This is a genomic window from Streptomyces sp. NPDC007189 (genome assembly GCF_040703635.1).
Taxonomy (GTDB): domain Bacteria; phylum Actinomycetota; class Actinomycetes; order Streptomycetales; family Streptomycetaceae; genus Streptomyces.
Map to the genome: position 1 here is coordinate 293,545 of NZ_JBEYEY010000002.1, position 24,509 is coordinate 318,053.

At 71.3% G+C, this 24,509-nt stretch carries 25 protein-coding genes and 1 pseudogene; 14 read left to right on the forward strand and 12 right to left on the reverse strand.

Annotated elements, in window-relative coordinates:
* Window position 1: 1 nt before the first annotated feature.
* Window positions 2-1,072 (reverse strand): M4 family metallopeptidase, encoded by a 1,071-nt coding sequence (locus tag AB0950_RS04435; protein WP_366777773.1) that lies wholly within the window; start codon window positions 1,070-1,072, stop codon window positions 2-4.
* 363 nt (window positions 1,073-1,435) lie between these two features.
* Here AB0950_RS04435 and leuA point away from each other — a divergent pair, with 363 nt between their 5' ends.
* The 4 genes and pseudogenes from leuA (at window position 1,436) to AB0950_RS04455 (ending at window position 5,513) form a co-directional block, all read left to right on the forward strand.
* Window positions 1,436-3,157: a 2-isopropylmalate synthase gene (leuA, locus tag AB0950_RS04440; protein ID WP_360144307.1), complete on the forward strand. Its 1,722-nt coding sequence runs from the start codon at window positions 1,436-1,438 to the stop codon at window positions 3,155-3,157.
* Window positions 3,158-3,460: 303 nt separating this feature from the next.
* Entirely contained in the window at window positions 3,461-4,156 is a 696-nt protein-coding gene (locus AB0950_RS04445; protein ID WP_330340056.1) for a TerB family tellurite resistance protein, read from the forward strand.
* Window positions 4,157-4,209: 53 nt separating this feature from the next.
* Window positions 4,210-4,359 (forward strand): annotated as a pseudogene (locus AB0950_RS04450) (DNA-binding response regulator); the annotation flags it as partial.
* Entirely contained in the window at window positions 4,356-5,513 is a 1,158-nt protein-coding gene (locus tag AB0950_RS04455) for a sialidase family protein (RefSeq protein WP_366777775.1), read from the forward strand. The pseudogene AB0950_RS04450 and the gene AB0950_RS04455, both read left to right, overlap by 4 nt.
* Here AB0950_RS04455 and AB0950_RS04460 read toward each other — a convergent pair.
* The 5 genes from AB0950_RS04460 to AB0950_RS04480 are packed head-to-tail and all read right to left on the reverse strand — an operon-like array spanning window position 5,510 to window position 12,028.
* Window positions 5,510-6,436, reverse strand: a complete 927-nt coding sequence (locus AB0950_RS04460; protein ID WP_360570899.1) for a dihydrodipicolinate synthase family protein — start codon at window positions 6,434-6,436, stop codon at window positions 5,510-5,512. The two genes, AB0950_RS04455 and AB0950_RS04460, sit on opposite strands and share 4 nt — an antisense overlap.
* 1 nt (window position 6,437) lies before the next feature.
* On the reverse strand, window positions 6,438-7,451 hold the full coding sequence (locus tag AB0950_RS04465) for an ABC transporter ATP-binding protein (protein ID WP_366777776.1): 1,014 nt from the start codon (window positions 7,449-7,451) through the stop codon (window positions 6,438-6,440).
* Window positions 7,448-9,427: a dipeptide/oligopeptide/nickel ABC transporter permease/ATP-binding protein gene (locus AB0950_RS04470; protein ID WP_360144294.1), complete on the reverse strand. Its 1,980-nt coding sequence runs from the start codon at window positions 9,425-9,427 to the stop codon at window positions 7,448-7,450. The genes AB0950_RS04465 and AB0950_RS04470 overlap by 4 nt, the downstream gene beginning before the upstream one ends.
* On the reverse strand, window positions 9,427-10,383 hold the full coding sequence (locus tag AB0950_RS04475; RefSeq protein ID WP_360144291.1) for an ABC transporter permease: 957 nt from the start codon (window positions 10,381-10,383) through the stop codon (window positions 9,427-9,429). The genes AB0950_RS04470 and AB0950_RS04475 overlap by 1 nt, the downstream gene beginning before the upstream one ends.
* Before the next feature lie 4 nt (window positions 10,384-10,387).
* A complete protein-coding gene (locus tag AB0950_RS04480; RefSeq protein WP_360144288.1) occupies window positions 10,388-12,028 on the reverse strand; it encodes an ABC transporter substrate-binding protein in 1,641 nt (546 codons plus the stop codon).
* Between the two features lie 227 nt (window positions 12,029-12,255).
* Between AB0950_RS04480 and AB0950_RS04485 the strand changes: the two genes are divergently transcribed.
* The 4 genes from AB0950_RS04485 (at window position 12,256) to AB0950_RS04500 (ending at window position 14,696) form a co-directional block, all read left to right on the forward strand.
* Complete coding sequence (locus AB0950_RS04485) at window positions 12,256-12,387, forward strand: hypothetical protein (RefSeq protein WP_366777778.1); 132 nt, start codon at window positions 12,256-12,258, stop codon at window positions 12,385-12,387.
* Window positions 12,384-13,130: a DNA repair protein RecO gene (recO, locus tag AB0950_RS04490; protein WP_360144282.1), complete on the forward strand. Its 747-nt coding sequence runs from the start codon at window positions 12,384-12,386 to the stop codon at window positions 13,128-13,130. The genes AB0950_RS04485 and recO overlap by 4 nt, the downstream gene beginning before the upstream one ends.
* A gap of 43 nt (window positions 13,131-13,173) precedes the next feature.
* Entirely contained in the window at window positions 13,174-14,022 is an 849-nt protein-coding gene (locus tag AB0950_RS04495; RefSeq protein WP_360144279.1) for an isoprenyl transferase, read from the forward strand.
* A 155-nt stretch (window positions 14,023-14,177) separates the two neighbouring features.
* On the forward strand, window positions 14,178-14,696 hold the full coding sequence (locus AB0950_RS04500) for a hypothetical protein (protein ID WP_360144276.1): 519 nt from the start codon (window positions 14,178-14,180) through the stop codon (window positions 14,694-14,696).
* Between the two features lie 48 nt (window positions 14,697-14,744).
* On the opposite strand, the gene AB0950_RS04505 is transcribed toward AB0950_RS04500, so the two are convergent.
* From AB0950_RS04505 to AB0950_RS04520, 4 genes are all read right to left on the reverse strand, one after another.
* On the reverse strand, window positions 14,745-15,155 hold the full coding sequence (locus AB0950_RS04505) for a transcriptional repressor (protein WP_360144273.1): 411 nt from the start codon (window positions 15,153-15,155) through the stop codon (window positions 14,745-14,747).
* Window positions 15,156-15,219: 64 nt separating this feature from the next.
* On the reverse strand, window positions 15,220-16,122 hold the full coding sequence (locus tag AB0950_RS04510; RefSeq protein WP_360144270.1) for a metal ABC transporter permease: 903 nt from the start codon (window positions 16,120-16,122) through the stop codon (window positions 15,220-15,222).
* The gene (locus AB0950_RS04515; protein WP_360144267.1) at window positions 16,122-16,892 is read right to left on the reverse strand and encodes a metal ABC transporter ATP-binding protein; all 771 of its coding nucleotides are present in this window, start codon (window positions 16,890-16,892) and stop codon (window positions 16,122-16,124) included. The genes AB0950_RS04510 and AB0950_RS04515 overlap by 1 nt, the downstream gene beginning before the upstream one ends.
* 11 nt (window positions 16,893-16,903) lie before the next feature.
* Window positions 16,904-17,863, reverse strand: a complete 960-nt coding sequence (locus tag AB0950_RS04520) for a metal ABC transporter substrate-binding protein (protein WP_360144264.1) — start codon at window positions 17,861-17,863, stop codon at window positions 16,904-16,906.
* A gap of 195 nt (window positions 17,864-18,058) precedes the next feature.
* Between AB0950_RS04520 and AB0950_RS04525 the strand changes: the two genes are divergently transcribed.
* The 5 genes from AB0950_RS04525 (at window position 18,059) to AB0950_RS04545 (ending at window position 23,477) form a co-directional block, all read left to right on the forward strand.
* Window positions 18,059-19,441 (forward strand): glycine--tRNA ligase, encoded by a 1,383-nt coding sequence (locus AB0950_RS04525; protein WP_360144261.1) that lies wholly within the window; start codon window positions 18,059-18,061, stop codon window positions 19,439-19,441.
* Window positions 19,442-19,648: 207 nt separating this feature from the next.
* The gene (locus AB0950_RS04530; protein ID WP_366777779.1) at window positions 19,649-20,929 is read left to right on the forward strand and encodes a GH25 family lysozyme; all 1,281 of its coding nucleotides are present in this window, start codon (window positions 19,649-19,651) and stop codon (window positions 20,927-20,929) included.
* Between the two features lie 45 nt (window positions 20,930-20,974).
* Complete coding sequence (locus AB0950_RS04535; protein WP_360144255.1) at window positions 20,975-21,751, forward strand: D-Ala-D-Ala carboxypeptidase family metallohydrolase; 777 nt, start codon at window positions 20,975-20,977, stop codon at window positions 21,749-21,751.
* 92 nt (window positions 21,752-21,843) lie between these two features.
* Window positions 21,844-22,854, forward strand: coding sequence for an aldo/keto reductase (locus tag AB0950_RS04540; protein ID WP_360144252.1), 1,011 nt, complete (start codon window positions 21,844-21,846; stop codon window positions 22,852-22,854).
* Window positions 22,855-22,880: 26 nt separating this feature from the next.
* Entirely contained in the window at window positions 22,881-23,477 is a 597-nt protein-coding gene (locus AB0950_RS04545) for a TetR family transcriptional regulator (RefSeq protein WP_360144249.1), read from the forward strand.
* Window positions 23,478-23,510: 33 nt separating this feature from the next.
* Here AB0950_RS04545 and AB0950_RS04550 read toward each other — a convergent pair whose 3' ends face one another.
* Window positions 23,511-23,741 carry a hypothetical protein gene (locus tag AB0950_RS04550; RefSeq protein ID WP_360144246.1) on the reverse strand — a complete coding sequence of 77 codons (231 nt, stop codon included), beginning with the start codon at window positions 23,739-23,741 and terminating at the stop codon, window positions 23,511-23,513.
* Here AB0950_RS04550 and AB0950_RS04555 point away from each other — a divergent pair.
* A complete protein-coding gene (locus AB0950_RS04555) occupies window positions 23,731-24,060 on the forward strand; it encodes a hypothetical protein (protein ID WP_360144243.1) in 330 nt (109 codons plus the stop codon). The two genes, AB0950_RS04550 and AB0950_RS04555, sit on opposite strands and share 11 nt — an antisense overlap.
* Before the next feature lie 160 nt (window positions 24,061-24,220).
* On the opposite strand, the gene AB0950_RS04560 is transcribed toward AB0950_RS04555, so the two are convergent.
* Window positions 24,221-24,445, reverse strand: coding sequence for a hypothetical protein (locus tag AB0950_RS04560; RefSeq protein ID WP_360144240.1), 225 nt, complete (start codon window positions 24,443-24,445; stop codon window positions 24,221-24,223).
* Window positions 24,446-24,509: the final 64 nt, after the last annotated feature.

Genomic DNA, 24,509 nt, shown 5'->3' on the forward strand with positions numbered 1-24,509 from the left:
ACTACAGCGTGCGCACCCCGACCTGTTCCCACGCCTTCTGCACGGCCTGGGGTTCGTCGCCGGTGCCGTACCGCTCCCGCGCCGCCTTCACCGTCAGTGTGGCGAAGTCGGCGAACACCGCGTCGCTCTTCAGCTCGCCGCCGGTGAGGACGTCGTACCAGATCTGCCCGGCCCGCTCCCAGGCCTGGCCGCCGATGGCCGTGGCGACCAGGTAGAAGGCGTGGTTGGGGATGCCGGAGTTGATGTGCACGCCGCCGTTGTCGCGGCCGGTGCGGACGTAGTGCTCCATGGTCGCCGGCTGCGGGTCCTTGCCGAGCTTCGGGTCGTCGTACGCGGTGCCCGGGGCCTTCATCGAGCGCAGCGCGGTGCCGTGGACGTGCGGGGCGAGCAGCCCGGCGCCGATCAGCCAGTCGGCCTCGGCGGCGGTCTGGCCGAGGGTGTACTGCTTGATCAGGGAGCCGAAGACGTCGGAGACCGACTCGTTGAGCGCGCCGGACTGGCCGAAGTAGTCCAGGTTCGCGGTGTGCTGGGTGACGCCGTGGGTCAGCTCGTGGCCGATGACGTCGACCGGGATGGTGAAGTCGAGGAAGATCTCGTTGTCGCCGTCGCCGAACACCATCTGCTCGCCGTTCCAGAACGCGTTGTCGTACGACTCCCCGAAGTGCACGGTGGCGTTCAGCGGGAGGCCCTCGCCGTCGATGGAGCGGCGGCCGTAGGCCTTCAGGTACAGCTCGAAGGTGGCGCCGAGGCCCGCGTAGGCGCGGTTGACGGTGGCGTCCGGGCCCGCCTCGGAGCCCTCCGCGCGGACCTCGGTGCCGGGCAGGTCCTGGGTGTGGTGGGCGTCGTAGATCGTGCGGTGCGGCTGGTCCGCGGCGGCGCCCGCGGGCGGGGCGGCGGAGGGCGCGCCGACGACCGTGGTCAGCCGGCGCTTGGTGCGCTGGTAGGCGTCGTGCTCCAGGGACCGGCGGGCCGGGCCGGAGAGCGCGGGGTCCTCGGCTTGCGCGAGCTTGTCGAGGATGTGCGGCGGCACGATCGTGCAGAAGACGGGCTCGAAGCCCCCGTGGGTCGTCATGCCCGGCACCATTGCACTGCGTGACGCTGATGTCACTAGCGGCCACCATGATTGGTGAAATAGCGGGACAGGAGTCGCAACGCTCCGTGACGATGTGGTAGGGCGCATGTGGTACGGCGCACGATTTATCCATGTTCTAGTGGGTTTATAGGTGCGGTCCCGCATACTGGGACACGCCCCCGCGTCCTGGGCGGCTCGGCTAGGCTGCTGCGCATCATGCGTTTCGGGCTGCTTCTCCTTAGCTGCCGCGGCGAGGGCCTGTAGACGAAGGCCGACTCCCTCCCCGCGGAGCTTGGTGTTGCGTCGTCGGCCGTCCCCCAGGACATCCGGACCTCCGGAACTCCCCAAGGAGCCCACGCGATCATGGCCAACCGCCAGCAGCCCAGCCCCATGCCGATCCACAAGTACGGCCGCTACGAGCAGGTGGACATCCCGGACCGCACCTGGCCGGACAAGCGGATCACCGTAGCCCCGCGCTGGCTCTCCACCGACCTGCGTGACGGCAACCAAGCCCTGATCGACCCGATGTCGCCCGAGCGCAAGCGCCGGATGTTCGACCAGCTGGTCAAGATGGGCTACAAGGAGATCGAGGTCGGCTTCCCCGCCTCCGGCCAGACCGACTTCGACTTCGTGCGCTCGATCATCGAGGAAGAGGGCGCGATCCCGGACGACGTCACGATCTCCGTGCTGACCCAGGCCCGCGAGGACCTGATCGAGCGGACCGTGGAGTCCCTGAAGGGCGCCAAGCGGGCCACCGTCCACCTGTACAACGCCACCGCGCCGGTCTTCCGCCGGGTGGTCTTCCGCGGCTCCAAGGACGACATCAAGCAGATCGCCGTCGACGGCACCCGCCTGGTGATCGAGTACGCCGAGAAACTGCTGGGCCCCGAGACCGAGTTCGGCTATCAGTACTCGCCGGAGATCTTCACCGACACCGAGCTGGACTTCGCCCTGGAGGTCTGCGAGGCGGTCATGGACGTCTGGCAGCCCGGCCCGGACCGCGAGATCATCCTCAACCTGCCCGCCACCGTGGAGCGTTCCACCCCGTCCACGCACGCGGACCGCTTCGAGTGGATGCACCGCAACCTGTCCCGCCGCGAGTACGTCTGCCTGTCCGTCCACCCGCACAACGACCGCGGTACGGCCGTGGCGGCGGCCGAGCTGGCCCTGATGGCCGGCGCCGACCGCGTCGAGGGCTGCCTGTTCGGGCAGGGCGAGCGCACCGGCAACGTCGACCTGGTCACCCTGGGCATGAACCTGTTCTCGCAGGGCGTCGACCCGCAGATCGACTTCTCCGACATCGACGAGATCCGCCGCGTGTGGGAGTACTGCAACCAGATGGAGGTCCACCCGCGCCACCCGTACGTGGGCGACCTGGTCTACACGTCCTTCTCCGGCTCCCACCAGGACGCCATCAAGAAGGGCTTCGACGCCATGGAGGCCGACGCCAAGGCCAAGGGCGTCACCGTCGACGACCTCGAGTGGGCCGTGCCGTACCTGCCCATCGACCCCAAGGACGTCGGCCGCTCCTACGAGGCCGTCATCCGCGTCAACTCGCAGTCCGGCAAGGGCGGTGTCTCCTACGTCCTGAAGAACGACCACAAGCTGGACCTGCCGCGCCGGATGCAGATCGAGTTCTCGAGGCTCATCCAGGCGAAGACGGACGCCGAGGGCGGCGAAATCACGCCGAAGGAGATCTGGGCGGTCTTCCAGGACGAGTACCTGCCGAACCCGGACAACCCGTGGGGCCGCATCCAGGTCAGGACGGGCCAGTCGACCACCGACACCGACGGCGTGGACACGCTCACCGTCGAGGCGACCGTCGACGGCGAGGACACCATCCTGACCGGCTCCGGCAACGGTCCGATCTCGGCCTTCTTCGACGCCCTGCAGTCCATCGGCATCGACGTACGCCTGCTGGACTACCAGGAGCACACGATGAGCGAGGGCGCCTCCGCGCAGGCCGCCTCCTACATCGAGTGCGCGATCGACGGCAAGGTCCTGTGGGGCATCGGCATCGACGCGAACACGACGCGTGCGTCGCTGAAGGCGGTCGTCTCCGCGGTCAACCGCGCGGCGCGCTAGCGCTGTGCCGGGACAGCCGACCGGGGGCATCGGCCGTCGGCCGGCTGCGGCGCCGTCGTGGCGTGCCGGGCCCGCCCGGCGGTAGCCGCAGATCAGACACAGCCGCGCGCCCCTCGGGGTGCGGCTCCGCCCCGAGTCGCAAGGTCCCGTCCGCCGTTCCCGGCGGGCGGGACCCGCTCGTTTTCGGCCAGCAGACCGTGATGGTCACAGAAAGGTCTCTTACGGGGTACTGACTCAGCCTTGGTGGTGTGGCTAACATCACGCCAGCGCGGCGATGTTGCCGCGTCGTTACGGAGGTGCGACGTGCTGCCAGTACGGGGACGAGACGGCCGTGCCGCCAGGGCTGCGCGCATCCTGCGCATCCGCACCGCGTGGACACCCGTCGGGGACGGCGAGTTCTACTGCCCCGGCTGCGGAGGCGACCGCAACTACCAACGGCTCACCGGACGCCGCAGGCTCACCCTGCTGGGCGTGCCCCTGCTGCCGCGCGGCACCGCCGGACCGGTCGTGGAGTGCGCCGCCTGCGGGCACCACTACGGCACCGACGTCCTCGACCACCCCACCACGCGCCGCTTCTCCGCGATGCTCCGCGACGCCGTGCACACCGTCGCCCTCGCCGTGCTCGCCGCCGGCGGCACCTCCTCCCGTACGGCCCTGGAGACGGCCGCCGGCACCGTGCGCGCCGCCGGTTTCGACGGCTGCACCGAGGAACAGCTGGCCGCGCTGGTCGAGGCCCTCGCCGCCGACACCGGCCGGGTGCTCGGCGCGGAGTGCGGCACCAGCCTGACGATAGAGCTGCACGAGGCCCTGGACCCGCTGGCCCCGCACCTCGCCCCGGCCGGCCGCGAGTCCCTGCTCCTCCAGGGCGCCCGCATCGCCCTGGCCGACGGACCGTACACACCGGCGGAACGGGACGCCCTCACCACGGTCGGGGCGGCGCTGACCATCTGCGCCGACGACGTGACACGGCTGCTGGCGGCGGCGCGCACGCCGTCCTGATACTCCGTGACGACCAAGAGCCTCATGGGGCCCACGCCACGGCTGACCGCGCGGAGATCGCCGGGGCGTTGGGGCTGAGCCCGCTCACCGCCACGACGCACGTCAGCCGGATCACGGGCACGCTCGGCGCCCGGGAACGCGCCCGGCCGGTGATCGTCGGTTACGAGTCCGGGCCGGTGGTTTTGGGGACCATGGGCGGGTGACACCGAGAAGCCGCCTCCTGCTCACCGCCCTCGCGCTCCTCACCTCGCTCACCGTCCGCCCGCCCACGGCGGCCCTCGCCGCGCCGCTCACCGGCTGCGCCGGATCGCTGCCGTACGTCTCCGGCCGCGGCGGTTACGCCGTCTACCGCATCCCCGCCCTGGTGCGCACCCGGCACGGCACCCTCCTGGCCTTCGCCGAGGGGCGCCGCGACGGACCGGCGGACACCGGCGCCATCGACGTCGTGCTGCGCCGCTCCACCGACGGCGGCTGCAGCTGGGGCCCGCTGACCGTGGTGGCCGCCGGGCGCGGGGACACCCGGGGCAACCCGGCGCCGGTCGTGGACCCGCGCACCGGCGCCGTCGTCCTGGTGACCTGCTCCAACAGCGGCAGGCTGACGGAGGAGCAGATCCGGCGCGGTGAGGGGGAGCGCCGGGTGTTCGTGCAGCGCAGCCGGGACGACGGCCGGCACTTCACGGCGCCGGCGGACATCACGGCGTCGGTGGAGCGGCCCGGCTGGACCTGGTACGCCACCGGCCCCGGCCACGCCGTAGCCCTCACCCGGGGCCCCCATGCCGGCCGGCTGCTGGTCCCCGCCGACCACTCCTTCGGCCCCGGCTCCCCGTACGGCGGCGGGCACGCCCTCTACAGCGACGACGGCGGCCGCACCTGGCACCTCGGCTTCGTGACCGAGCCCCACGACGGCGCCATCCGGCCCAACGAGACGACCGCCGCCCAACTCCCGGACGGCCGGGTCTACTTCAACGCCCGCGACCAGTACGGCAGCGCGCCGGGCAACCGCCTCGACACCTACTCCTCCGACGGCGGCACCACCCTCGACCGCCCCTACGCCGTCCAGCCCGCCCTGAACGCCGTCCCGGTCGTCCAGGGCAGCCTCCTCCAGCTCCGCGGCCGCAAAGCCCCGCTGCTCTTCTCGGCCCCCTCCGCGCCGACCGCCCGCCGCGCCCTCGCCCTGTGGTCCAGCACGGACTCCGGCCGCACCTTCAGCAGGCTGCTCACCCTCTCGAACCGCCCGGCCGCCTACTCCGACCTGGTCCAGCTGGGACCCGGCATGGTCGGTGTCCTGTACGAGACGGGCGGCAAGCACGCCTACGACACCCTGGAGTTCCGCAGACTGGCCTTGCCGGCGGGCTAGAGCAGCCCCGCCGCCGCCAGGAACTTCCCCACCCTCTCCACCTCGTCCCCCGACAGCGGCACCTGCGGCTCCGCCGTGACCGCGCAGTCGATGACCCCCCGCAGATGCAGCGCGGCCTTGAACGCGCCCAGCGCCGACGAGCTGCCGCCCATCCGGGCCGGATCCCCGACCGTGACCATCCCGAACAGCGCGCACAACCGCTCCTGCTCGGCCCGCGCGCCCTCGAAGTCGCCGGCGCGGCACATCCGGTACAGCCGTACGTACCCGTGCGGATCGACGTTGGCCAGGCCCGGCACCGCCCCGTCGGCGCCCAGGGCCAGCGCCGAGTCCACGATCAGCTCGGAACCGGTGAGCGCGCTGAACCCGGGGTGCGCGCGGGTGCCGGTGACGATCTCGCGGAAGGCGGCCAGGTCGCCGCTGGAGTCCTTGATCCCGGCCAGCACCCGGTCGGCGGCCAGCCCCAGCACCACCTCGGCGGGGAGCTTGGTGTGCACGGCGACGGGGATGTCGTACGCGATGACCGGCACGTCGGACGCGGCGGCGATCCGGCGGTAGTGGTGGACGATCTCGGCGCGGTGCGTGCGGGCGTAGAAGGGCGCGGTGACGACCACCGCCTCCGCTCCGGCCGCCGTCACCGCCGCGACGTGCTCCAGCACCCGCGGCGTGGTCATGTCGATGGCGCCGGCGAGGACCGGCAGCTGACCGCCCACATGGGCCACCACCGCCTCCACCACCTGCCTGCGCTGCCGGTCCGTGAGGAACGCGGCCTCGGACGTCGACCCGAGCAGGAACAGCCCGTGCACCCCGCCCTCCACCAGATGGCCGACCAGCCTGAGCAGCGAGGGCACGTCCACCTCGCGGTCCGGCGTCAGGGGCGTGCAGACGGGCGGGACGACACCGGTCAGCGGGGTGGGCAAGGGCATGTCAGGGCTCCTGGCGTGCTAGGTCTGCTAGGTCGCGGGTCGTTTCCTCCTCCTGGACAGGATGGTGGCACCGGTAGCGGTGTCCGGGCCGTGACGCGGCCGAGAATTCCGGCATCGCCTCGGCGCACAGCCCGTCCGCCTTCCAGCAGCGGGTGCGGAACGGGCAGCCGCTCGGCGGCCGGGTCGCCGACGGCACCGGACCGGTCAGCGGGATCGGGTCGATCGGGTCCAGCAGGCCGGGCGTGGCGGAGAACAGGGCGCGGGTGTACGGGTGCCGGGCGGCGCCGGTGACCCGGTCGGCCGGGGTCTCCTCGACGATCCGGCCCAGGTACATGGTGATCACCCGGTCGCTCATCCGCCGTACCGTCTGGATGTCGTGCGAGACGAACACCAGGGCGAGCCCGAGGCGCTCCTTCAGGTCCAGCAGGAGATTGAGGATCTGCGCGCGGACCGACACGTCCAGCGCGCTGGTCGGCTCGTCGGCGACGACCAGCGCCGGGTCCAGGGCGAGCGCGCGGGCGATGGCGACGCGCTGCCGCTGGCCGCCGGAGAGCTGTCCGGGCAGGGCGTCCGCGAGGGCCCGGGGGAGACCTACGAGCGCCATCAACTCCCGTACTCGCTCCTCCCGTTCGGGCCGGGTGCCGCGCTGGTGCACGTCCAGCGGGTCGCGCAGGATCCGCCGTACCGGCAGCCGCCGGTTCAGCGCCGTCGACGGGTCCTGGAAGACCATCCCGACGCCCGCGCCGACGGTGGTCCGGCGCTCGGCGGGCGGCATCGTCCACAGGTCCCGCCCGCGGAACGCCACCGTCCCGGACGTCGGCCGCTGCACGCCGACCAGCACCCGCGCCAGCGTCGACTTCCCGCACCCCGACTCGCCCACCACGCCCACCGTCTCCCCGGCGGCCACGGTGAGGTCGGCGCCGGTCAGGGCGTACACCCGGTCGCGACGGAAGAGTCCGCCGCTGCGGGCCTTGTGCACGACATGGACGTCCCGGACCTCGACGACGGCGTTCACTGCAGAGCCCCCTCCACGGATACGGCCGGATGGTGGCAGGCGGCCGTGTGGGCGGCCGTACCGGTGAGGACGGGCGCCCGGTCGTGGCACACCTCGCTCGCCAGCGGGCAGCGGTCGGCGAAGCGGCAGCCCGCCGGGAAGTCGGCCGGGGCGGGGACGGTCCCCTTGATCTGCGTCATCCGCTCCTCGGCCGACTCCAGCGACAGCACGCTGCCGAGCAGCCCGCGCGTGTAGTGGTGGGCCGGCGCCGCCACCAGCTCGGCGGTCACCCCGCTCTCCACGATCTGCCCGCCGTACATCACCACCACCCGGTCGGTGACGTCGGCGACCAGCGCCAGATCGTGCGAGACCAGGATCAGCGCGAACCCCAGCTCCTCGCGCAGCCGCAGCAGCAGCTCCATCACCTGGGCCTGCACGGTGACGTCCAGGGCGGTCGTCGGCTCGTCGGCGACGATCAGCCGGGGCTCGCGGGACAGCGCCATGGCGATCAGCACCCGCTGCCGCTGCCCGCCGGACAGCTCGTGCGGATAGCTGCGCAGCGTGCGCTCGGGGTCCAGGCCGACCAGCTCCAGCAGCTCGGCCGGACCGCGCCGGCCGCCGCGCCGGACGAGCTGCTTCAGCTGGGCGCGGATGGTCATCGCCGGGTTCAGCGAGGACAGGGCGTCCTGGTAGACCATCGCCATCTCGTGCCCGAGCAGCCGCCGCCGTACCCGCATCGGCTCGGCGAGCAGGTCCCGCTGCCGGAACCGCACCTGGCCGCCGACGCGCGCGCCCCTCGGCTGGAGCCCCATGACGGTGAGCGCGGTCAGCGACTTCCCGCACCCCGACTCGCCCACCAGACCGAGCACTTCGCCCGGGTACACCTCGAAGCCGACCCCGGCGACGACGTCCACGCCCCGGTGCCGGTCCGGGAAGCCGATGGTGAGGTTCTCCACGGCGAGCACCGGCTGCGCGGAGGCGTCGGGGCGGGGCCGGGCGCGGGCGCGCAGCCGCCGGGCGGCCTCGGTCAGGCCGGGCAGCCGCAGCACCTCGCCGCTGCCGGGCTCGGGCGTCTCCAGCCGGTCCGCCGGTGCCCCCTCCGGCGCAGCCTCCACCTCCCGGGGCGCCGGCGCCGCCCACGCGTCCGACAGGCCCTCGGAGAGGATGTTCAGCGACAGCACCGTCAGCAGGATCAGCAGCCCGGGGAAGACGGTCGCCCACCAGCCGCCGGTCAGCACCATGTTCTTGCCGTCGGCGATGACACTGCCCCAGGACGGGTCCGGCGGCCGCACCCCGGCGCCGATGAAGGACAGCGACGCCTCGAACACGATCGCCTCGGCGACCTGTACCGTGCAGAACACCAGTACCGGGGCGGCGCAGTTGACGGCCACGTGCCGCAGCACGATGTGCGGGGTGCGGGCGCCGATCACCCGCTCGGCGATGACGTAGTCCTCGCCGTACTGGTCGAGGACGTTCGCCCGTACGACCCGGGCGACGGGCGGCGTGAACAGGAAGGCGATGGCGCAGATCAGCACCCCGATCCCGCCGCCGAACACCGCGACCAGCACGGCCGCGAGCGCGATGCCCGGGAACGCCATCACCACGTCCAGACAGCGCATCAGCGTCTCGTCGACCGCCTTGCGCGAGGTGGCCGCGAGCGCGCCGAGCAGGGCGCCGGCGACCAGCGCGAGCACGGTCGCCCCCAGCCCGATCGCCAGCGACCACCGGGCGCCGTACATCAGCCGGCTCAGGATGTCCCGGCCGAGGCTGTCCTGCCCCAGCCAGTGCGCGGCGGACGGATGCCCGGAGCCGCCGGCCGGGTCCTGCTGGTCCAGCGGATCGTCCGGGGCGAGCAGCGGGGCGAGTACGGCGACCAGGAGGACGACGGCCAGGAAGCAGACGGCGGCCTTCGACAGCAGCGGCAGCCGGCGCCAGGCCCGCAGCCGGACGCCGCCGGGCCGGGAAAGCCGCTCGGCAAGACTCGCGCGCGTGACCATCAGCCCGCCCTCAGACGTGGGTTGACCAGCAGATACAGGATGTCGATGACGAGATTGACGACGACGAACCCGGTGGCCGTGGTGAGGACCACCCCCTGCACCACCGCCGGGTCCCCGTTCTGCACGGCGTCGATCATCAGCTTGCCCATGCCGGGCAGCGAGAAGATCGTCTCGATGACGACGGCGCCGCCGAGCAGATAGCCGACCCGCAGCCCGAGCACGGTCAGCGGATTGACCAGGGCGTTGCGCAGCACGTTCCGGCCGACGACGACCCACGGCGGCAGCCCGCTGCCGATCGCCGTCCGCACGTAGTCCTTGTCCAGCTCCTCCACCACCGAGGTCCGCACGATCCTCGTCAGCTGGGCGGCCACCGGCAGGGAGAGGGCGATGGCGGGCAGCGCCATGGTCTTCAGCCAGCCGGTGAGCGAGTCGGCCGGGTTGATGTAGCCGCCGGTCGGGAACCAGCCCCGGTCCACCGCCAGGTACTGGATCATCAGCAGCGCCAGCCAGAAGCCGGGGGCGGCGACCCCGACCAGCGAGACGACGCGGATCACCTGGTCCGGGATCCGGTCCCGGTACACGGCGGCCGTCACCCCGCCCAGCAGCGCCAGCACCACCGCGAGGGCGAGCCCGAGGAAGGTCAGCTGGAGGGTGAGCGGCAGCGCGGTGCTGACCTGGTCGGCCACGGGCGCGCGGGTCAGGGCGCTGGTGCCGAGGTCGCCGTGGAGGAGGGCGCCGACGAAGTGGACGTACCGCACCGGGAGCGGATCGAGCAGGCCGTTCCGCTCCCGGAAGTCGTGCAGTTGCCGCGGGGTCGGATTGGCCCCCTGGAAGAACGCGGACGCGGGATCGACGTCCGAGAACCGCATCACCAGGAACACGAACAGCACGATCCCGAGCATCAGCGGCACGAGCAGGGCGATACGCCGGACCAGGATCCGTACGACGGCCGTCATGCCGTCAGACCCACTTCGCCTGCAGCAGGTTGATGCCCGGGTACGGCTGGGCCCTTATCCCGGCGAGCTCGCGGGGATCCCAGGCGGTCATCAGCTCGTTGTGCACCACCGGGTACAGCACGGCCTGCTCGGCGACGACGTCGATGTAGTCCTGGACCATCGCCTTCTTCCTCTGCGGATCCGGCTCCCGGGTCGCCCGGTCCATGTCCTTGAAGAGCTGCCTGGCGACGGGGTTGTCGGCCCACCGGGTGTACTGCATCCACAGGTTCTGCGGCCCGTAGTTGTAGTGCATGATCAGGTCGGCGTCGAGCCCGAACTGATTGGGGTTGGACGCGGCGGCGACGACCTGGTAGTCCTGCTTCTGGTCCATCTTGGTGAACACGGCCGTGGTCTCCTGCGGCGCCAGAGTCGTGTGCACCCCGATGGCGTCCCAGGACGCCTTGATGGTCGGCAGGCAGTCGACGATCCAACTGACGTTGACCGCGAGGATGGTGACCTTGAGGTCGGTGACTCCGGCGGCTTTCAGCAGCGCTTTCGCCTTGTCCGGGTCGTAGTCGTAGACGGTCTTGGCCCGCCGGTAGCTGGGGTTGCCCTCGTTGAGGAAGGAGGACGCGGGCTTTCCGTGCCCCTTGAGGGCGACCCGCACCATCTTCCCGGTGTCGATGGCGTAGTGCAGGGCCTGCCGCACCCGCACGTCGTCGAAGGGCTTGTGCCGGGTGTTGAACATCAGGAACAGGTTGTTCATCCCGGCGCCGCCGGCGACCTTCAGCCCGCTCTGCTCCAGCCGCGCGATGTTGGCATACGGGATGTTGTCGGCGATCTGCGCCCCAGCGTCCGACCCGGAGATCTTCGCGACGCGGGGAGCGGCGTCGACGATGGTCAGCCAGTTCATGCGCTTGAAGGCGGGCGGGCGCGGACCGTTGTAGCCGGCGTACGCCTCGAAGGCGGTGTTGGACTTCGGGTGGTGTGCGGTCTGCCGGTACGGCCCCGAGCCGACCGCCAGCCCCTTGATCGCGTCGTCCCAGGCGCCGGGCTTGGAGAAGACGTGCTTCGGCATGATCTTGGCGAGGGTGAGCCGGGACAGCCCGTCCGGGAAGGGGAACTTGAGCCGGAGCTCGACGGTGCGCGAGTCGACCCTTCTGACGCCGTCCAGCCAGCTTTCGAAGAACCCCTTGGCGAGGGTCTGGGTCTTCGGGTCGAGGATCCGGTCGAAGACGAACACGACGTCGTCGGCGGTGACGGGCTTGCCGTCGTGGAAGGTGGCGCCCGAGCGCAGCGTGAACCGCCAGGTGGTGGCGTTCCGGTCGCCGGGGAGTGCGGTGGCGAGCGCCGGATACGGCACCCGGGTGATCGGGTCGGTGTCCAGCAGCCCCTCGTAGATGTGGTGGTTGGCGGCCATGCAGAACGCCGACGCCGTCTGCGTCGGATCCCAGCTGCCGTCGTTGCCGTAGCCGATCACGGCGGTCAGCGTCCGGTCCTTCCCGCTGCCCCCGCCCCCGGTGTCGTTCGTCGACTGCGGCCCGGCCGAGCACGCGGTCAGCGCCGGCGGCAGCAGAGCGGCCGCGCCGAGCACACCGGTGTAAGCGAGGAACTGCCGGCGGCGCGGTGCCGGTACGCCGGGCTCGGGTGTCACGTCGTCGCGCACGGGTCCTCCAACGAGTCGGGGGCGGGAGGGGTGAGGCGGGTGCTGAGAGATACGACGTCCTACGTCCTACGTCCGGCCGGTAGCGCGACCATAGGAGGGGGCGTGGGGGTGGTCAAGACGGCGCACACGGATGGGCCGGGCCGCCAGTGGTCGAGCCAATGGCGGGGGCGGTGCGACATTTCGCTGAGCGTCATGGGCAGGGGCCCGCGTGGGCGACAATGGGCTTCATGAGCCTGTTCCGCGACGACGGCATCGTGCTGCGCACCCAGAAGCCGGGTGGGGCGGACCGGATCATGCTGTGCCGTCCCGGGGGTCAACCCCCGGACCCCCGGCCGGCGGGAAGCGGGGGCCGGCTGTGAGTCTCTTCCGGGATGACGGCATCGTGCTGCGCACCCAGAAACTCGGTGAGGCGGACCGGATCATCACCCTGCTCACGCGGGGGCATGGGCGGGTGCGGGCCGTGGCTCGGGGTGTGCGGCGGACGAAGTCGAAGTTCGGGGCCCGGCTGGAGCCGTTCTCGCACGTCGACGTGCAGTTCTTCGCGCGCGGGAGCGACCTGGTCGGGCGGGGGCTGCCGCTGTGCACGCAGAGTGAGACCATCGCGCCGTACGGCGGCGGGATCGTCACCGACTACGCGCGCTACACCGCCGGGACGGCCATGCTGGAGACCGCCGAGCGGTTCACCGACCACGAGGGCGAGCCGGCCGTGCAGCAGTATCTGCTGCTCGTGGGCGCCCTGCGGACCCTCGCCCGGGGCGAGCACGCGCCCCATCTCGTGCTCGACGCGTTCCTGCTCCGCTCCCTCGCCGTGAACGGCTACGCCCCGAGCTTCGGCGACTGCGCCAAGTGCGGCATGCCCGGACCGAACCGGTTCTTCTCCGTGGCCTCCGGCGGTTCCGTCTGCGCCGACTGCCGGGTGCCCGGCAGCGTCGTACCGTCGCCGCAGACCCTGGTGCTGCTCGGCGCGCTGCTTACGGGAGACTGGGAGACGGCGGACGCCTGCGAGGCGCGGTACGTCCGTGAGGGCAGCGGGCTGGTGTCCGCCTACCTGCACTGGCATCTGGAGCGCGGGCTGCGTTCGCTCAGATACGTCGAGAAGTAGTCCGCTCGGTTACGTCGAGAAGCAAGAGGGAGACGAGGAGCACATGGCCGTACGCGGGATCCTGGGGCGCCAAAGGCGCGAGTACAAGGCGCCGGAGCCGCATCCCTCGGGTGCGCGTGCGCCGAAGCTCCCGGGTGAGCTGGTCCCGAACCATGTGGCGATCGTCATGGACGGCAACGGCCGGTGGGCGAAGGAGCGCGGGCTGCCCCGGACGGAGGGGCACAAGGTCGGCGCCGAGCGGGTGCTCGACGTGCTCCAGGGGTCCATCGAGATCGGCGTCCGCAACATCTCCCTGTACGCCTTCTCCACCGAGAACTGGAAGCGCTCGCCCGACGAGGTCCGCTTCCTGATGAACTTCAACCGCGACTTCATCCGCAAGACCCGGGACCAGCTCGACGAGCTGGGGATCCGGGTGCGCTGGGTGGGCCGGATGCCCAGGCTGTGGAAGTCCGTCGCCAAGGAGCTGCAGGTCGCCCAGGAGCAGACCAAGGGCAACGACCTGCTCACGCTGTACTTCTGCATGAACTACGGCGGCCGGGCGGAGATCGCCGACGCGGCGAAGGCGCTGGCCGAGGACGTCGCGGCCGGGCGGCTGGACCCGTCCAAGGTCAGCGAGAAGACCATCCAGAAGTACCTGTACTACCCGGACATGCCGGACGTGGACCTCTTCCTGCGGCCCAGTGGGGAGCAGCGCACCTCCAACTACCTGCTGTGGCAGAGCGCGTACGCCGAGATGGTCTTCCAGGACGTGCTCTGGCCCGACTTCGACCGCCGTGACCTGTGGCGGGCCTGCATGGAATTCGCCTCCCGCGACCGGCGGTTCGGCGGTGCCGTGCCCAACGAGGAGCTGCTCGCCATGGAGGCCGCGATGAAGGGCGAGTCCACCTCGTAGCCACCGGCGGTTCAACGGGGCCGCCGAGGATGCGGATCCATGAGACGTCTCATCCCTGTCCTCGCCCTCGGCGCCCTGCTGCTCACCGCGTTGGAGCGCTGCTTCGGCCGCACCGCCTGATCACATCCGGGGGAACGGCTGTACGATCCCGCCTCATGGTCATGGACATGGGGCGGGAGACCGCCCATGAGGCCGTGGAGCTGGCGTACCGGCCGACCGCGCGCGACTTCACCAAGGCACTCTGGGTGCGCCGGAGGATGACCTGGTGGGGCCGGAACACGCTGGGGGTCGCACTCGCCCTGCTGCTGTGGATCGGGCTCCTCACGACCGACGGCATGGACGTGACCTCGGTCCTCCTCGTCGGCTACCTCGCGCTGTGCTTCCTGCTGATGCCCCGGTTCCAGGGGCGGAGCCTGGCGCGGGCCGCCGAAGTGAGCGGGGCGTGCCGCACGACGGTGACGGACGCCGGGGTGACGATCCGCGGGGACCACATCACCGTCACGCAGGAGTGGGGGGCGCGGCCGTGCTACCGGGAGACACCGGAGATGTTCGTCCTCTTCAGCGGTGATCCCCATGCGCGGTGCCTCACGCTGCTGCCGAAGCGGGGGCTGGCGGAGTCGTCGGACGCGGACCGCCTGCGGGAGATCCTGGACCGCCACATCACCCGCACCTGAGCGGGCGCCGGACCCCCTGCACCGCCAACGCCGCTGCCCGACCGGCGGTCAGCTCCGCGCGCAGTCGGCGCACGTGCCGAAGATCTCCACCGTGTGGGCCACGTTGACGTACCCGTGTTCCGCCGCGATCGCCTCGGCCCACTTCTCCACGGCCGGGCCCTCGACCTCCACGGCCTTGCCGCAAGCCCGGCACACCAGGTGGTGGTGGTGCTCGCCGGTCGAGCAGCGGCGGTAGACGGACTCGCCGTCGGAGGTGCGCAGGACGTCGACCTCGCCGGCCTCGGCGAGGGACTGGAGGGTGCGGTAGACCGTGGTCAGGCCGACCGAGTCGCCCTTGTGCTTGAGCATGTCGTGCAGTTCCTGCGCGCTGCGGAACTCCTCGACCTCGTCCAGGGCCGCCGCCACGGCTGCACGCTGACGGGTCGCGCGGCCCTTCACGGGCGGTCCAGCGGTCGTCACCGGGTGCCTCCTCACGTCTCGCTTCTGCCCGGGCGGCCATTGTGCCAGCCCGGGCTGTCGGCGGTCAGACGCCGATCTTGTCCCCGGCCTGTCTCGTGGCCGGAATCGTGCACTCGGCCGGGTCCGCGGCGGGCTGCGCCGCGGCCGCCGCACGGGCGCGGCGCCGGGCCAACGGCGTGGCCAGGGCCGTCAGCGCGACGAACCCGGCGATGGTCAGCAGGACGATCGTCGCGCCGGGCGGGACGTCCTGGTAGTACGAGGTGATCGTGCCGCTGACGGTCACGGCCACGCCGATCGCGACCGCGATCACGAAGGTCGCCGTGAAGCTGCGGGTGAGCTGCTGCGCCGCCGCGACCGGCACCACCATCAGCGCGGACACCAGCAGCAGACCGACCACACGCATGGCGACCGTGACCGTCACCGCCGCCGTGACCGCCGTCAGCAGGTTCAGGGCGCGCACCGGCAGGCCCGTGACCCGCGCGAACTCCTCGTCCTGGCTGACCGCGAACAGCTGGCGGCGCAGGCCGAGCGTGACCAGCACCACGAACGCGGCGAGCAGGCAGATCGCCGTCACGTCGGACTGCGACACGGTGGACAGCGAGCCGAACAGGTACGTCGTCAGGTTCGCGTTGGAGCCCGTCGGCGCCAGGTTGATGAACATCACGCCGCCCGCCATGCCGCCGTAGAAGAGCATGGCGAGCGCGATGTCGCCGCGGGTCCTGCCGTACCAGCGGATCAGCTCCATCAGGACCGCGCCGAGGACCGAGACGGCCGTCGCCATCCACACCGGGGAGGCGGAGAGCAGGAAGCCGAGGCCGACGCCGGTCATCGCGACGTGTCCGATGCCGTCGCCCATCAGGGCCTGGCGGCGCATGACCAGGTAGATGCCGACCGCGGGCGCCGTGATGCCGACCAGGACGGCGGCGAGCAGGGCCCGCTGCATGAAGGCGTAGTTCAGGAAGTCCATCAGCTCAGCAGTCCCGTCCGCAGAGGTTCCGAACCCGCCGGTGCGTGCGGGTGTACGTGGTCGTGGCCGGGCAGGGCGTGCTGGCCCACGGCCTGCGGCGGCGGGCCGTCGTGCAGGACGCAGCCGTCGCGCAGGACGACCGCCCGGTCGATCAGGGGCTCCAGCGGGCCCAGTTCGTGCAGGACGAGCAGGACCGTCGTACCGGACTCGACCTGCTGCTCCAGGGTGCGGGCGAGCACCTCCTGGCTGGCCAGGTCGACGCCCGCCATCGGCTCGTCCATGATCAGCAGTTCGGGCTCGGCGACCAGGGCGCGGGCGATCAGGACGCGCTGGTGCTGGCCGCCGGAGAGGGCGCCCGCGGAGTCCTTGGCGCGGTCGGCCATCCCGACCAGCTCCAGGGCCCGGTGCACGGCGTCCCGGTCGGCCCTGCGGAAGACGCCGAAGCGGGTGCGGGAGAGCCGGCCGGACGAGACGATCTCGGTGACCGTCGCGGGCACGCCTCCCGCCGCCGTCGTGCGCTGCGGCACGTATCCCACGCGCGACCAGTCCCGGAAGGCGCGGCGCGGGGTGCCGAACAGCTCGATCGTGCCGCCGCTCGCCGGTACCTGGCCGATGATCGTGCGGATCGCCGTGGACTTGCCGGAGCCGTTGGCGCCGAGCAGCGCGACGACCTCGCCGCGGCCGACGGTGAGGTCGATGCCGCGCAGCACGGGCCGGGCGCCGAGTTCGGCGGTGACACCGCGCAGGGATATGACGGGTTCGCCGGTCATCTCGTGTCCCTTCACTTCGCGCCGAGCGCCTGCTGGAGGGCCTTGAGGTTGGCCTCCTGGACGGAGAAGTAGTCCTTGCCGCGGGACTTGGCGGTGATGCCCTCGATCGGGTCGAGCACGTCCGTCTTCAGGCCGGCGTCGTGCGCGATGGTCTTCGCGGTCTTGTCGCTGACGAGCGTCTCGTAGAAGACGGTGGAGACGCCGTCGGCCCTGGCCATCGTCTCCAGGTCCTTCACGCGGGCGGCGCTGGGCTCGGACTCGGGGTCGAGGCCGCCCACGGCCTCCTCGGTCAGGCCGTAGCGCTCGGCGAGGTAGCCGAAGGCGGCGTGGGTGGTGATGAAGACCTTGGTCTTCGGGTGCGCCAGGCCGCTGCGGAACCGCGTGTTCAGCTCGTCGAGCTGCTTGACCAGGGCCGCGGTGTTCTTCCGGTAGTCGGCGGCGTGCTTCGGGTCGGCCTTCTCGAAGGCCTTGCCGACGCCCTCGGCGACCTGGGCGTAGCGCACCGGGTCGAGCCAGATGTGCGGGTCCCTGCCGGCCGACTCCTCGCTGTCGTGGCTGTCGTGCGCGGCGGCGTGGCCGCCGACCTCGGTGCCGTGCTCCTCCAGCGTGGTGAGGGAGGCCGCGTCGATCCTGGTCTTGACCGGGGACTGGGCCACCGCGTCGTCGACGGAGGGCTGGAGGTTCTTCAGGTACAGGACGGCGTCGGAGTCCTGGAGCAGCGCGATCTGCCGGGGGCTGATCTCCAGGTCGTGCGGTTCCTGGCCGGGGGAGGTCAGACTGGTGACGTGGACGTGGTCCCCGCCGATCCGCTCGGCGAGGAAGGCCATCGGGTAGAACGACGCGACGACGTCGAACTTGCCGGTGTTCGCCGCTTCCGCCCCGTCCCCGGAGCATGCGGTGAGGGTGCCGAGGCCGAGGGCGGTCACGGCGGTGATCGCGGCGGCGGGTATGAGGCGTCGTCGTACGTTCATGACAGTCATTTTCAACAAACATGGAAACCGTTGTCAACAACGGCCGGTGAGAGGCCGGTGAGAGCCTCGCGGACCTGGGGAAGGCGTCTCGCTGAGGGGGGCCGATTTGGTCCGGGGGGAGCCTGCGCCGGTAACCTGAATCATTCGCTGGAAGCATCTCGCTTCAACGCCCGTCGTCGTAATGAAGAGAGCACCGTGGCCGCCGACAAGATCGACACCATCGTCAGCCTGAGCAAGCGCCGTGGCTTCGTTTTCCCGTGCAGTGAGATCTACGGCGGACAGCGCGCCGCCTGGGACTACGGACCGCTGGGTGTCGAGCTCAAGGAGAACATCAAGCGCCAGTGGTGGCGCTACATGGTGACGTCGCGCGAGGACGTCGTCGGTATCGACTCGTCCGTCATCCTGGCCTCCGAGGTGTGGGTCGCCTCCGGTCACGTCGCCACCTTCACGGACCCGCTGACCGAGTGCACCGCGTGTCACAAGCGGTTCCGCGCCGACCACCTCGAAGAGGCCTACGAGGAGAAGAAGGGCCACGCCCCGGCGAACGGCCTGGCCGACATCAACTGCCCGAACTGCGGCAACAAGGGCCAGTTCACCGAGCCCAAGCAGTTCTCCGGCCTGCTGTCGACGCACCTCGGCCCGACCCAGGACTCCGGCTCCGTCGCCTACCTGCGCCCGGAGACCGCCCAGGGCATCTTCACCAACTTCGGCCAGGTGCAGACCACCTCACGCCGCAAGCCGCCGTTCGGCATCGCCCAGATGGGCAAGTCGTTCCGCAACGAGATCACGCCGGGCAACTTCATCTTCCGCACCCGCGAGTTCGAGCAGATGGAGATGGAGTTCTTCGTCAAGCCCGGCGAGGACGAGAAGTGGCACGAGTACTGGATGGAGCAGCGCTGGAACTGGTACACCGGCCTGGGTCTGCGGACTGAGAACATGCGCTGGTACGAGCACCCGAAGGAGAAGCTCTCCCACTACTCCAAGCGCACCGCCGACATCGAGTACCGCTTCCAGTTCGGCGGCTCGGAGTGGGGCGAGCTGGAGGGCGTCGCGAACCGCACCGACTACGACCTCACGGCCCACTCCAAGGCCTCCGGCCAGGACCTGTCGTACTTCGACCAGGAGGCCGGCGAGCGCTGGACGCCGTACGTCATCGAGCCCGCGGCGGGTGTCGGCCGGACCATGCTGGCCTTCCTGCTCGACGCGTACGTCGAGGACGAGGCGCCGAACGCCAAGGGCAAGATGGAGAAGCGCACGGTGCTGCGCCTGGACCACCGCCTCGCCCCGGTGAAGGTCGCCGTCCTCCCGCTGTCCCGCAACCCCGAGCTGTCCCCGAAGGCCAAGGGTCTGGCTCAGGCGCTGCGCCAGAACTGGAACATCGAGTTCGACGACGCCGGCGCCATCGGCCGCCGCTACCGCCGCCAGGACGAGATCGGTACGCCGTACTGCGTGACCGTCGACTTCGACACGCTCGACGACAACGCCGTCACGGTGCGCGAGCGTGACTCGATGAAGCAGGAGCGGGTGTCTCTCGACCAGATCGAGGGCTACCTCGCCGGACGCCTGCTGGGCTGCTAGCCCCTCCGGCCCACCGCCTCACCGGCCCCTGACGGGGTTCCGCCCGGAACCCCGTCAGGGGCCGTGGTGTGTCCGGTGGGGGTGCGGGCGGCCTGGGCCGTTCTGGTTGCCGCAGTCGACTGTTCATGCGCGGACTGTTGCAGCCATGACAATCCACTCCTACGGTTTACGCGCGTCAACCCTTCCTTTCCGAGGAGTTGATCAGTCATGCCGTCCCCCAGACATCCGCGGTCAGCGGCGCCGGCCGGCGCGGCCGTCCTGCTGACCGCCTTACTGTTCCTGCTCTTCCTGCCCGGCACCGCCTCCGCCCAGCCCGCCGGCCCCGCGGCCCACGGCCAGGACCGCGGCACCCCGGTGCACATGACGCACCCCGAGGACGACTACGCCGGAGCCGGACTGCAACGCCTCGCACCCAACGCCCTCGCCCCGGCCGCCGTCACCGGCACCGGCCCGGCCGGACTCGACGTCAGCGGCCATCAGGGCACCGTCGACTGGGCGTCCGTGAAGGCCGACGGCGCCGCCTTCGCCTACGTCAAGGCCACCGAGGGCACCACCTACACCAGCCCCGACTTCTCCCAGCAGTACGACGGCGCCTACAACGCCGGCCTGGTCCGCGGCGCCTACCACTTCGCCCTGCCCGGCAACTCCAGCGGTACGGCGCAGGCCGACTGGTTCGTCGGCCACGGCGGCGGCTGGAGCGCTGACGGGAAGACCCTGCCGCCCGCGCTGGACATCGAGTACAACCCCTACGGGGCCACCTGCTACGGCCTGAGCCAGAGCGCGATGGTGTCCTGGATCCGGGACTTCAGCAACGAGGTGCACGCCCGCACCGGCCGCTACCCGACGATCTACACCACCACCGACTGGTGGACCACCTGCACCGGCGACAACGGCGGCTTCGGCGCGACCAACCCGCTCTGGATCGCCCGCTACGCCAGCGGTCCCGGCACACTGCCGGCCGGCTGGTCCGCCCAGACCATCTGGCAGTACGCCGACTCCGGTGTCTTCCCCGGCGACCAGGACACCTTCAACGGCACCGCCGCCCAGCTCCAGTCCTTCGCCCGCAGCGGCTACACACCCCCGCCGGCCGCCGGCTGGCCCACCGTGCGGCAGGGCGCCACCGGTGAGCGCGTCAGAACCGTGCAGTACCTGCTGAACGCGCACGGCGCCGGGCTCACCGTGGACGGCGCGTTCGGGGCGGCGACGGACAGCGCGGTGCGTTCCTTCCAGTCGGCGCACGGGCTCAGCGTCGACGGCATCGTCGGCCCGGACACCTGGCAGGCGCTGATCGTCACCGTGCGCCAGGGCTCCACCGGCCAGGCGGTGTCGGCGGTGCAGAGCCAGCTGAACGCGCACGGCGCCGCGCTCACCGTGGACGGCGCGTTCGGAGCGGCGACGGACAGCGCGGTGCGTTCCTTCCAGTCGGCGCACGGGCTGAGCGTCGACGGCATCGTCGGCCCGGACACCTGGCAGGCCCTCGTCGCCTGACCGCTGCCCGCTCTCCCATCCCACCCGAGAGAAGAGGAGACACGCATGAACGAGTCACAGCCGCACGACCGGATCATCGGGCGGCGCACACTCCTGCGCGGAGCGGCCGGCATGACCGCCGCGCTCGGCGCCGCGGCCGTCACCCTCGGCACGGCCGGCCCCGCCTCCGCGTACGGCTGGTCCCGCACCCTCCAGCAGGGCGCCTCCGGCTCCGACGTCGTGGAACTGCAGATCCGCGTCGGCGGCTGGGCGGCGTCCGGGGCCAGCCAGACGTACATCGCCTGGGACGGCGACTTCGGCCCGGCCACGGACGGCGCGGTCAGACGCTTCCAGTCCGCCTACGGCCTCAGCGCGGACGGCGTCGTGGGCCCGCAGACCCAGAGCGTGCTCAACAGCCTGGAGAGCAGCGACGGATCGACGGCGCACTTCGACTGGAGCGAGTTCACCTCGCACGACGGCTCCGGCTTCAGCGGCGGCAAGGTCGGCTCCGCCGCGGTCAAGGAGAACGTGCGCCGGCTGATGTACAAGCTGGAGGCGCTGCGCAGGAAGGCCGGCGACAGCGCGGTCACCATCAACTCCGGCTTCCGCAGCGTCTCGTACAACTCCTCGGTGGGCGGCGCGTCCAACAGCATGCACTGCTACGGCGTCGCCGCGGACGTCGTGGTCTCCGGACACACCACCTACCAGGTCTACAAGATCGCCGAGACCTGTGGGTTCTCCGGCCTGGAGGCGTACTCCCACTCCTGGCAGCACTGCGACAGCCGGGTCCAGTACCCCTCGTACGGCTCCGGCTCCTGGTGGTGGGAGAGCGGCGTGGTGTGACCGGCCGGGCCAGCAGCGACACCTGACACCACCCTGACACATGACAGCTGACAGATATTGAAATCTGTCAGCTGTCATGGCAAGGTGGTGCCATGACGATGCGAACCCGAACCCTCGGAACCACCGGCCCCCAGGTCTCCGCCCTCGGCCTGGGCTGCATGGGCATGTCCGCGCTCTACGGCGACGCCGACCGCGCGGAGTCCGTCGCGACCATCCATGCCGCCCTGGAGGCGGGCGTGACCCTGCTGGACACCGGCGACTTCTACGCCATGGGGCACAACGAGATGCTGATCGGCGAGGCCCTGCGCACCGCCCCGGCCGCCCTGCGCGAACAGGCCCTGACCAGCGTGAAGTTCGGCGCCCTGCGCGATCCGGAGGGCAACTGGAGCGGCTACGACGGCCGCCCGGCCGCCGTGAAGAACTTCGCCGCCTACTCCCTGCAGCGCCTCGGCGTCGACCACATCGACGTCTACCGGATCGCCCGCCTCGACCCCGACGTGCCGATCGAGGAGACCGTCGGCGCGATCGCCGAGCTGATCGAGAAGGGGTACGTCCGGCACGTCGGCCTGAGCGAGGTAGGAGCCGAGACCATCCGCCGGGCCGCCGCCACCGCTCCCGTGGCCGACCTGCAGATCGAGTACTCGCTGATCAGCCGGGGCATCGAGCGGGAGATCCTGCCGGCCACGCGCGAGCTGGGCATCGGCATCACGGCCTACGGCGTGCTCTCCCGCGGCCTGATCTCCGGCCACTTCTCCCGCGACCGGCAGCTGGCCGCGAACGACTTCCGCGCACACTCGCCCCGCTTCCAGGGCGAGAACCTCCAGCACAACCTGAACCTGGTCGAGGCCCTGCGCAAGATCGCCGAGCAGAAGGGCGCGAGCGTCGCGCAGATCGCCATCGCCTGGGTGCTCTCGCGCGGCGAGGACATCGTGCCGCTCATCGGTGCCCGCACCCGCGAGCGGCTCGGCGAGTCCCTCGGCGCGCTGGACGTCACCCTGGACGCGGCCGACCTCGCCGCGATCGAGGAGGCCGTGCCGGCGGACGCGGCGGCCGGCGACCGCTACCCGACCGCGCAGATGGCACACCTCGACAGCGAGCGCTGAGTGCGGCGCCGGGTACGGTCTAAGGCATGGCACCGCCCGCAGAGACCCTGACCGCCGAGCGCATCCTCGAAGCGACCGAGGAGGTGCTGCGCCGCCACGGCCCGGCCAAGGCCACCGTGGTCGACGTGGCCCGCGCGCTCGGCGTCAGCCACGGCAGCGTCTACCGGCACTTCCGCACCAAGGCCGCGCTGCGCGAGGCGGTCACCAAGCGCTGGCTGGACCGGACGGCGGAGAAACTCGCCGTCATCGCCGCCGGGGACGGCACCGCGGAGGAGAAACTGCGGGCCTGGCTCACCGCCCTGTTCGAGGCCAAGCGGCACAAGGCGGGCGACGATCCCGAACTGTTCGCCACCTACACGGTGCTGACCGACGAGAACGGCACGGTGGTCGGCGAGCACATCGCCGACCTGACCGGGCAGCTGACCCGGATCATCGCGGAAGGGGCCGGGTCGGGCGCCTTCCCGGTGCCCGACCCGGCCGCCGCGGCCCGAGCCGTCTTCCAGGCCACCGGCCGCTTCCACGACCCCTGTCACGCCCGGGAATGGACCGCTCCCGGCGTCGACGAGGAGTTCACGGCCGTAGTCGACCTGCTGATACGCGGGCTGACGACACCCGCACGGTGAGCCTCCCGGTACGGGGGCCGGCTCACCCGGGGGTCAGCTCACCTTCACCGTGACCGTGGACGAGTAGACCTTGGCCGAGCCGTTGACGGCCGCGACCCGCAGGGTCTCGGTGCCCTTGGTGTTGAGCTTGGCGACGATCGAGTACGAGCTGCCCCTGCGGACCTTCGCGGTCGCCTTCAGCGGCGTCCACTTGCCGGACTTCATGTGCTGGAGCACCAGCGGGGTGCCGATCTTCAGGCCCTTGGTGCGCCCGGTGAAGTTCACCGCCTGCCCCGCCTTCACCGAGGACTTGTGGGCGCGGACGGTGATCGACGCCATCCCGGTGGTCGGGGAGGCCATCGTCCCGCCCGGCGTCGGGCGCGCCATCGTGTCGCTCATCGACGGGCTGGCCATCGACATGCCGGGCGACGGGCTGTCCATCGACATGCCGGGCATCGTGCTGTCCGTCGACATGTCGGGCATCGGACTGTCCATCGACATGCTGGGCGTCGGGCTGGGACTCGGGCTCGCGGCGAACGCTCCGGCTGTTCCGCCGGAGAGCAGCGCCACGGACAGGGCACCAGCGCCGAGCGCCCGGACGTAGCTGTGGCGGAGTACCGAGGTCATGAGTGTCTCCTGTCGCTCGTGGAAGGGACGTCTCAAGGCTGACCCCGGTCCGCCACACGGGCCACTCGAGTTGTGACTCAGCGTGACAGTATTTGGTAAGAGTGCAGGTCAGGTGGGTTGCCGGGAACCTGTTTTCCCTACCGTGACGGCTGCCGGGCAGCCGCCGGGTCGACCGTCGCCTGATGGGCCTCGGCCAGATGCTCCTCCGCCTTCAGCCACGGCAGGAACTGGGCCCCCCTGCGCCAGCCGCACGTGTCGCATCTGATCGTGCGCTGCACCCCCGTGCGCTGCACCCGGACCACGTGCTCCCGGCCGTGCTGGTCCCAACGGCTCACCTTGCTCGTGGTGTTGCCCTGCGCCATGACGCCTCCCGCTCTCCAGGGTCCGCGAACACCCGGCCGGGACAGGAGTGTGCAGCACAACGAA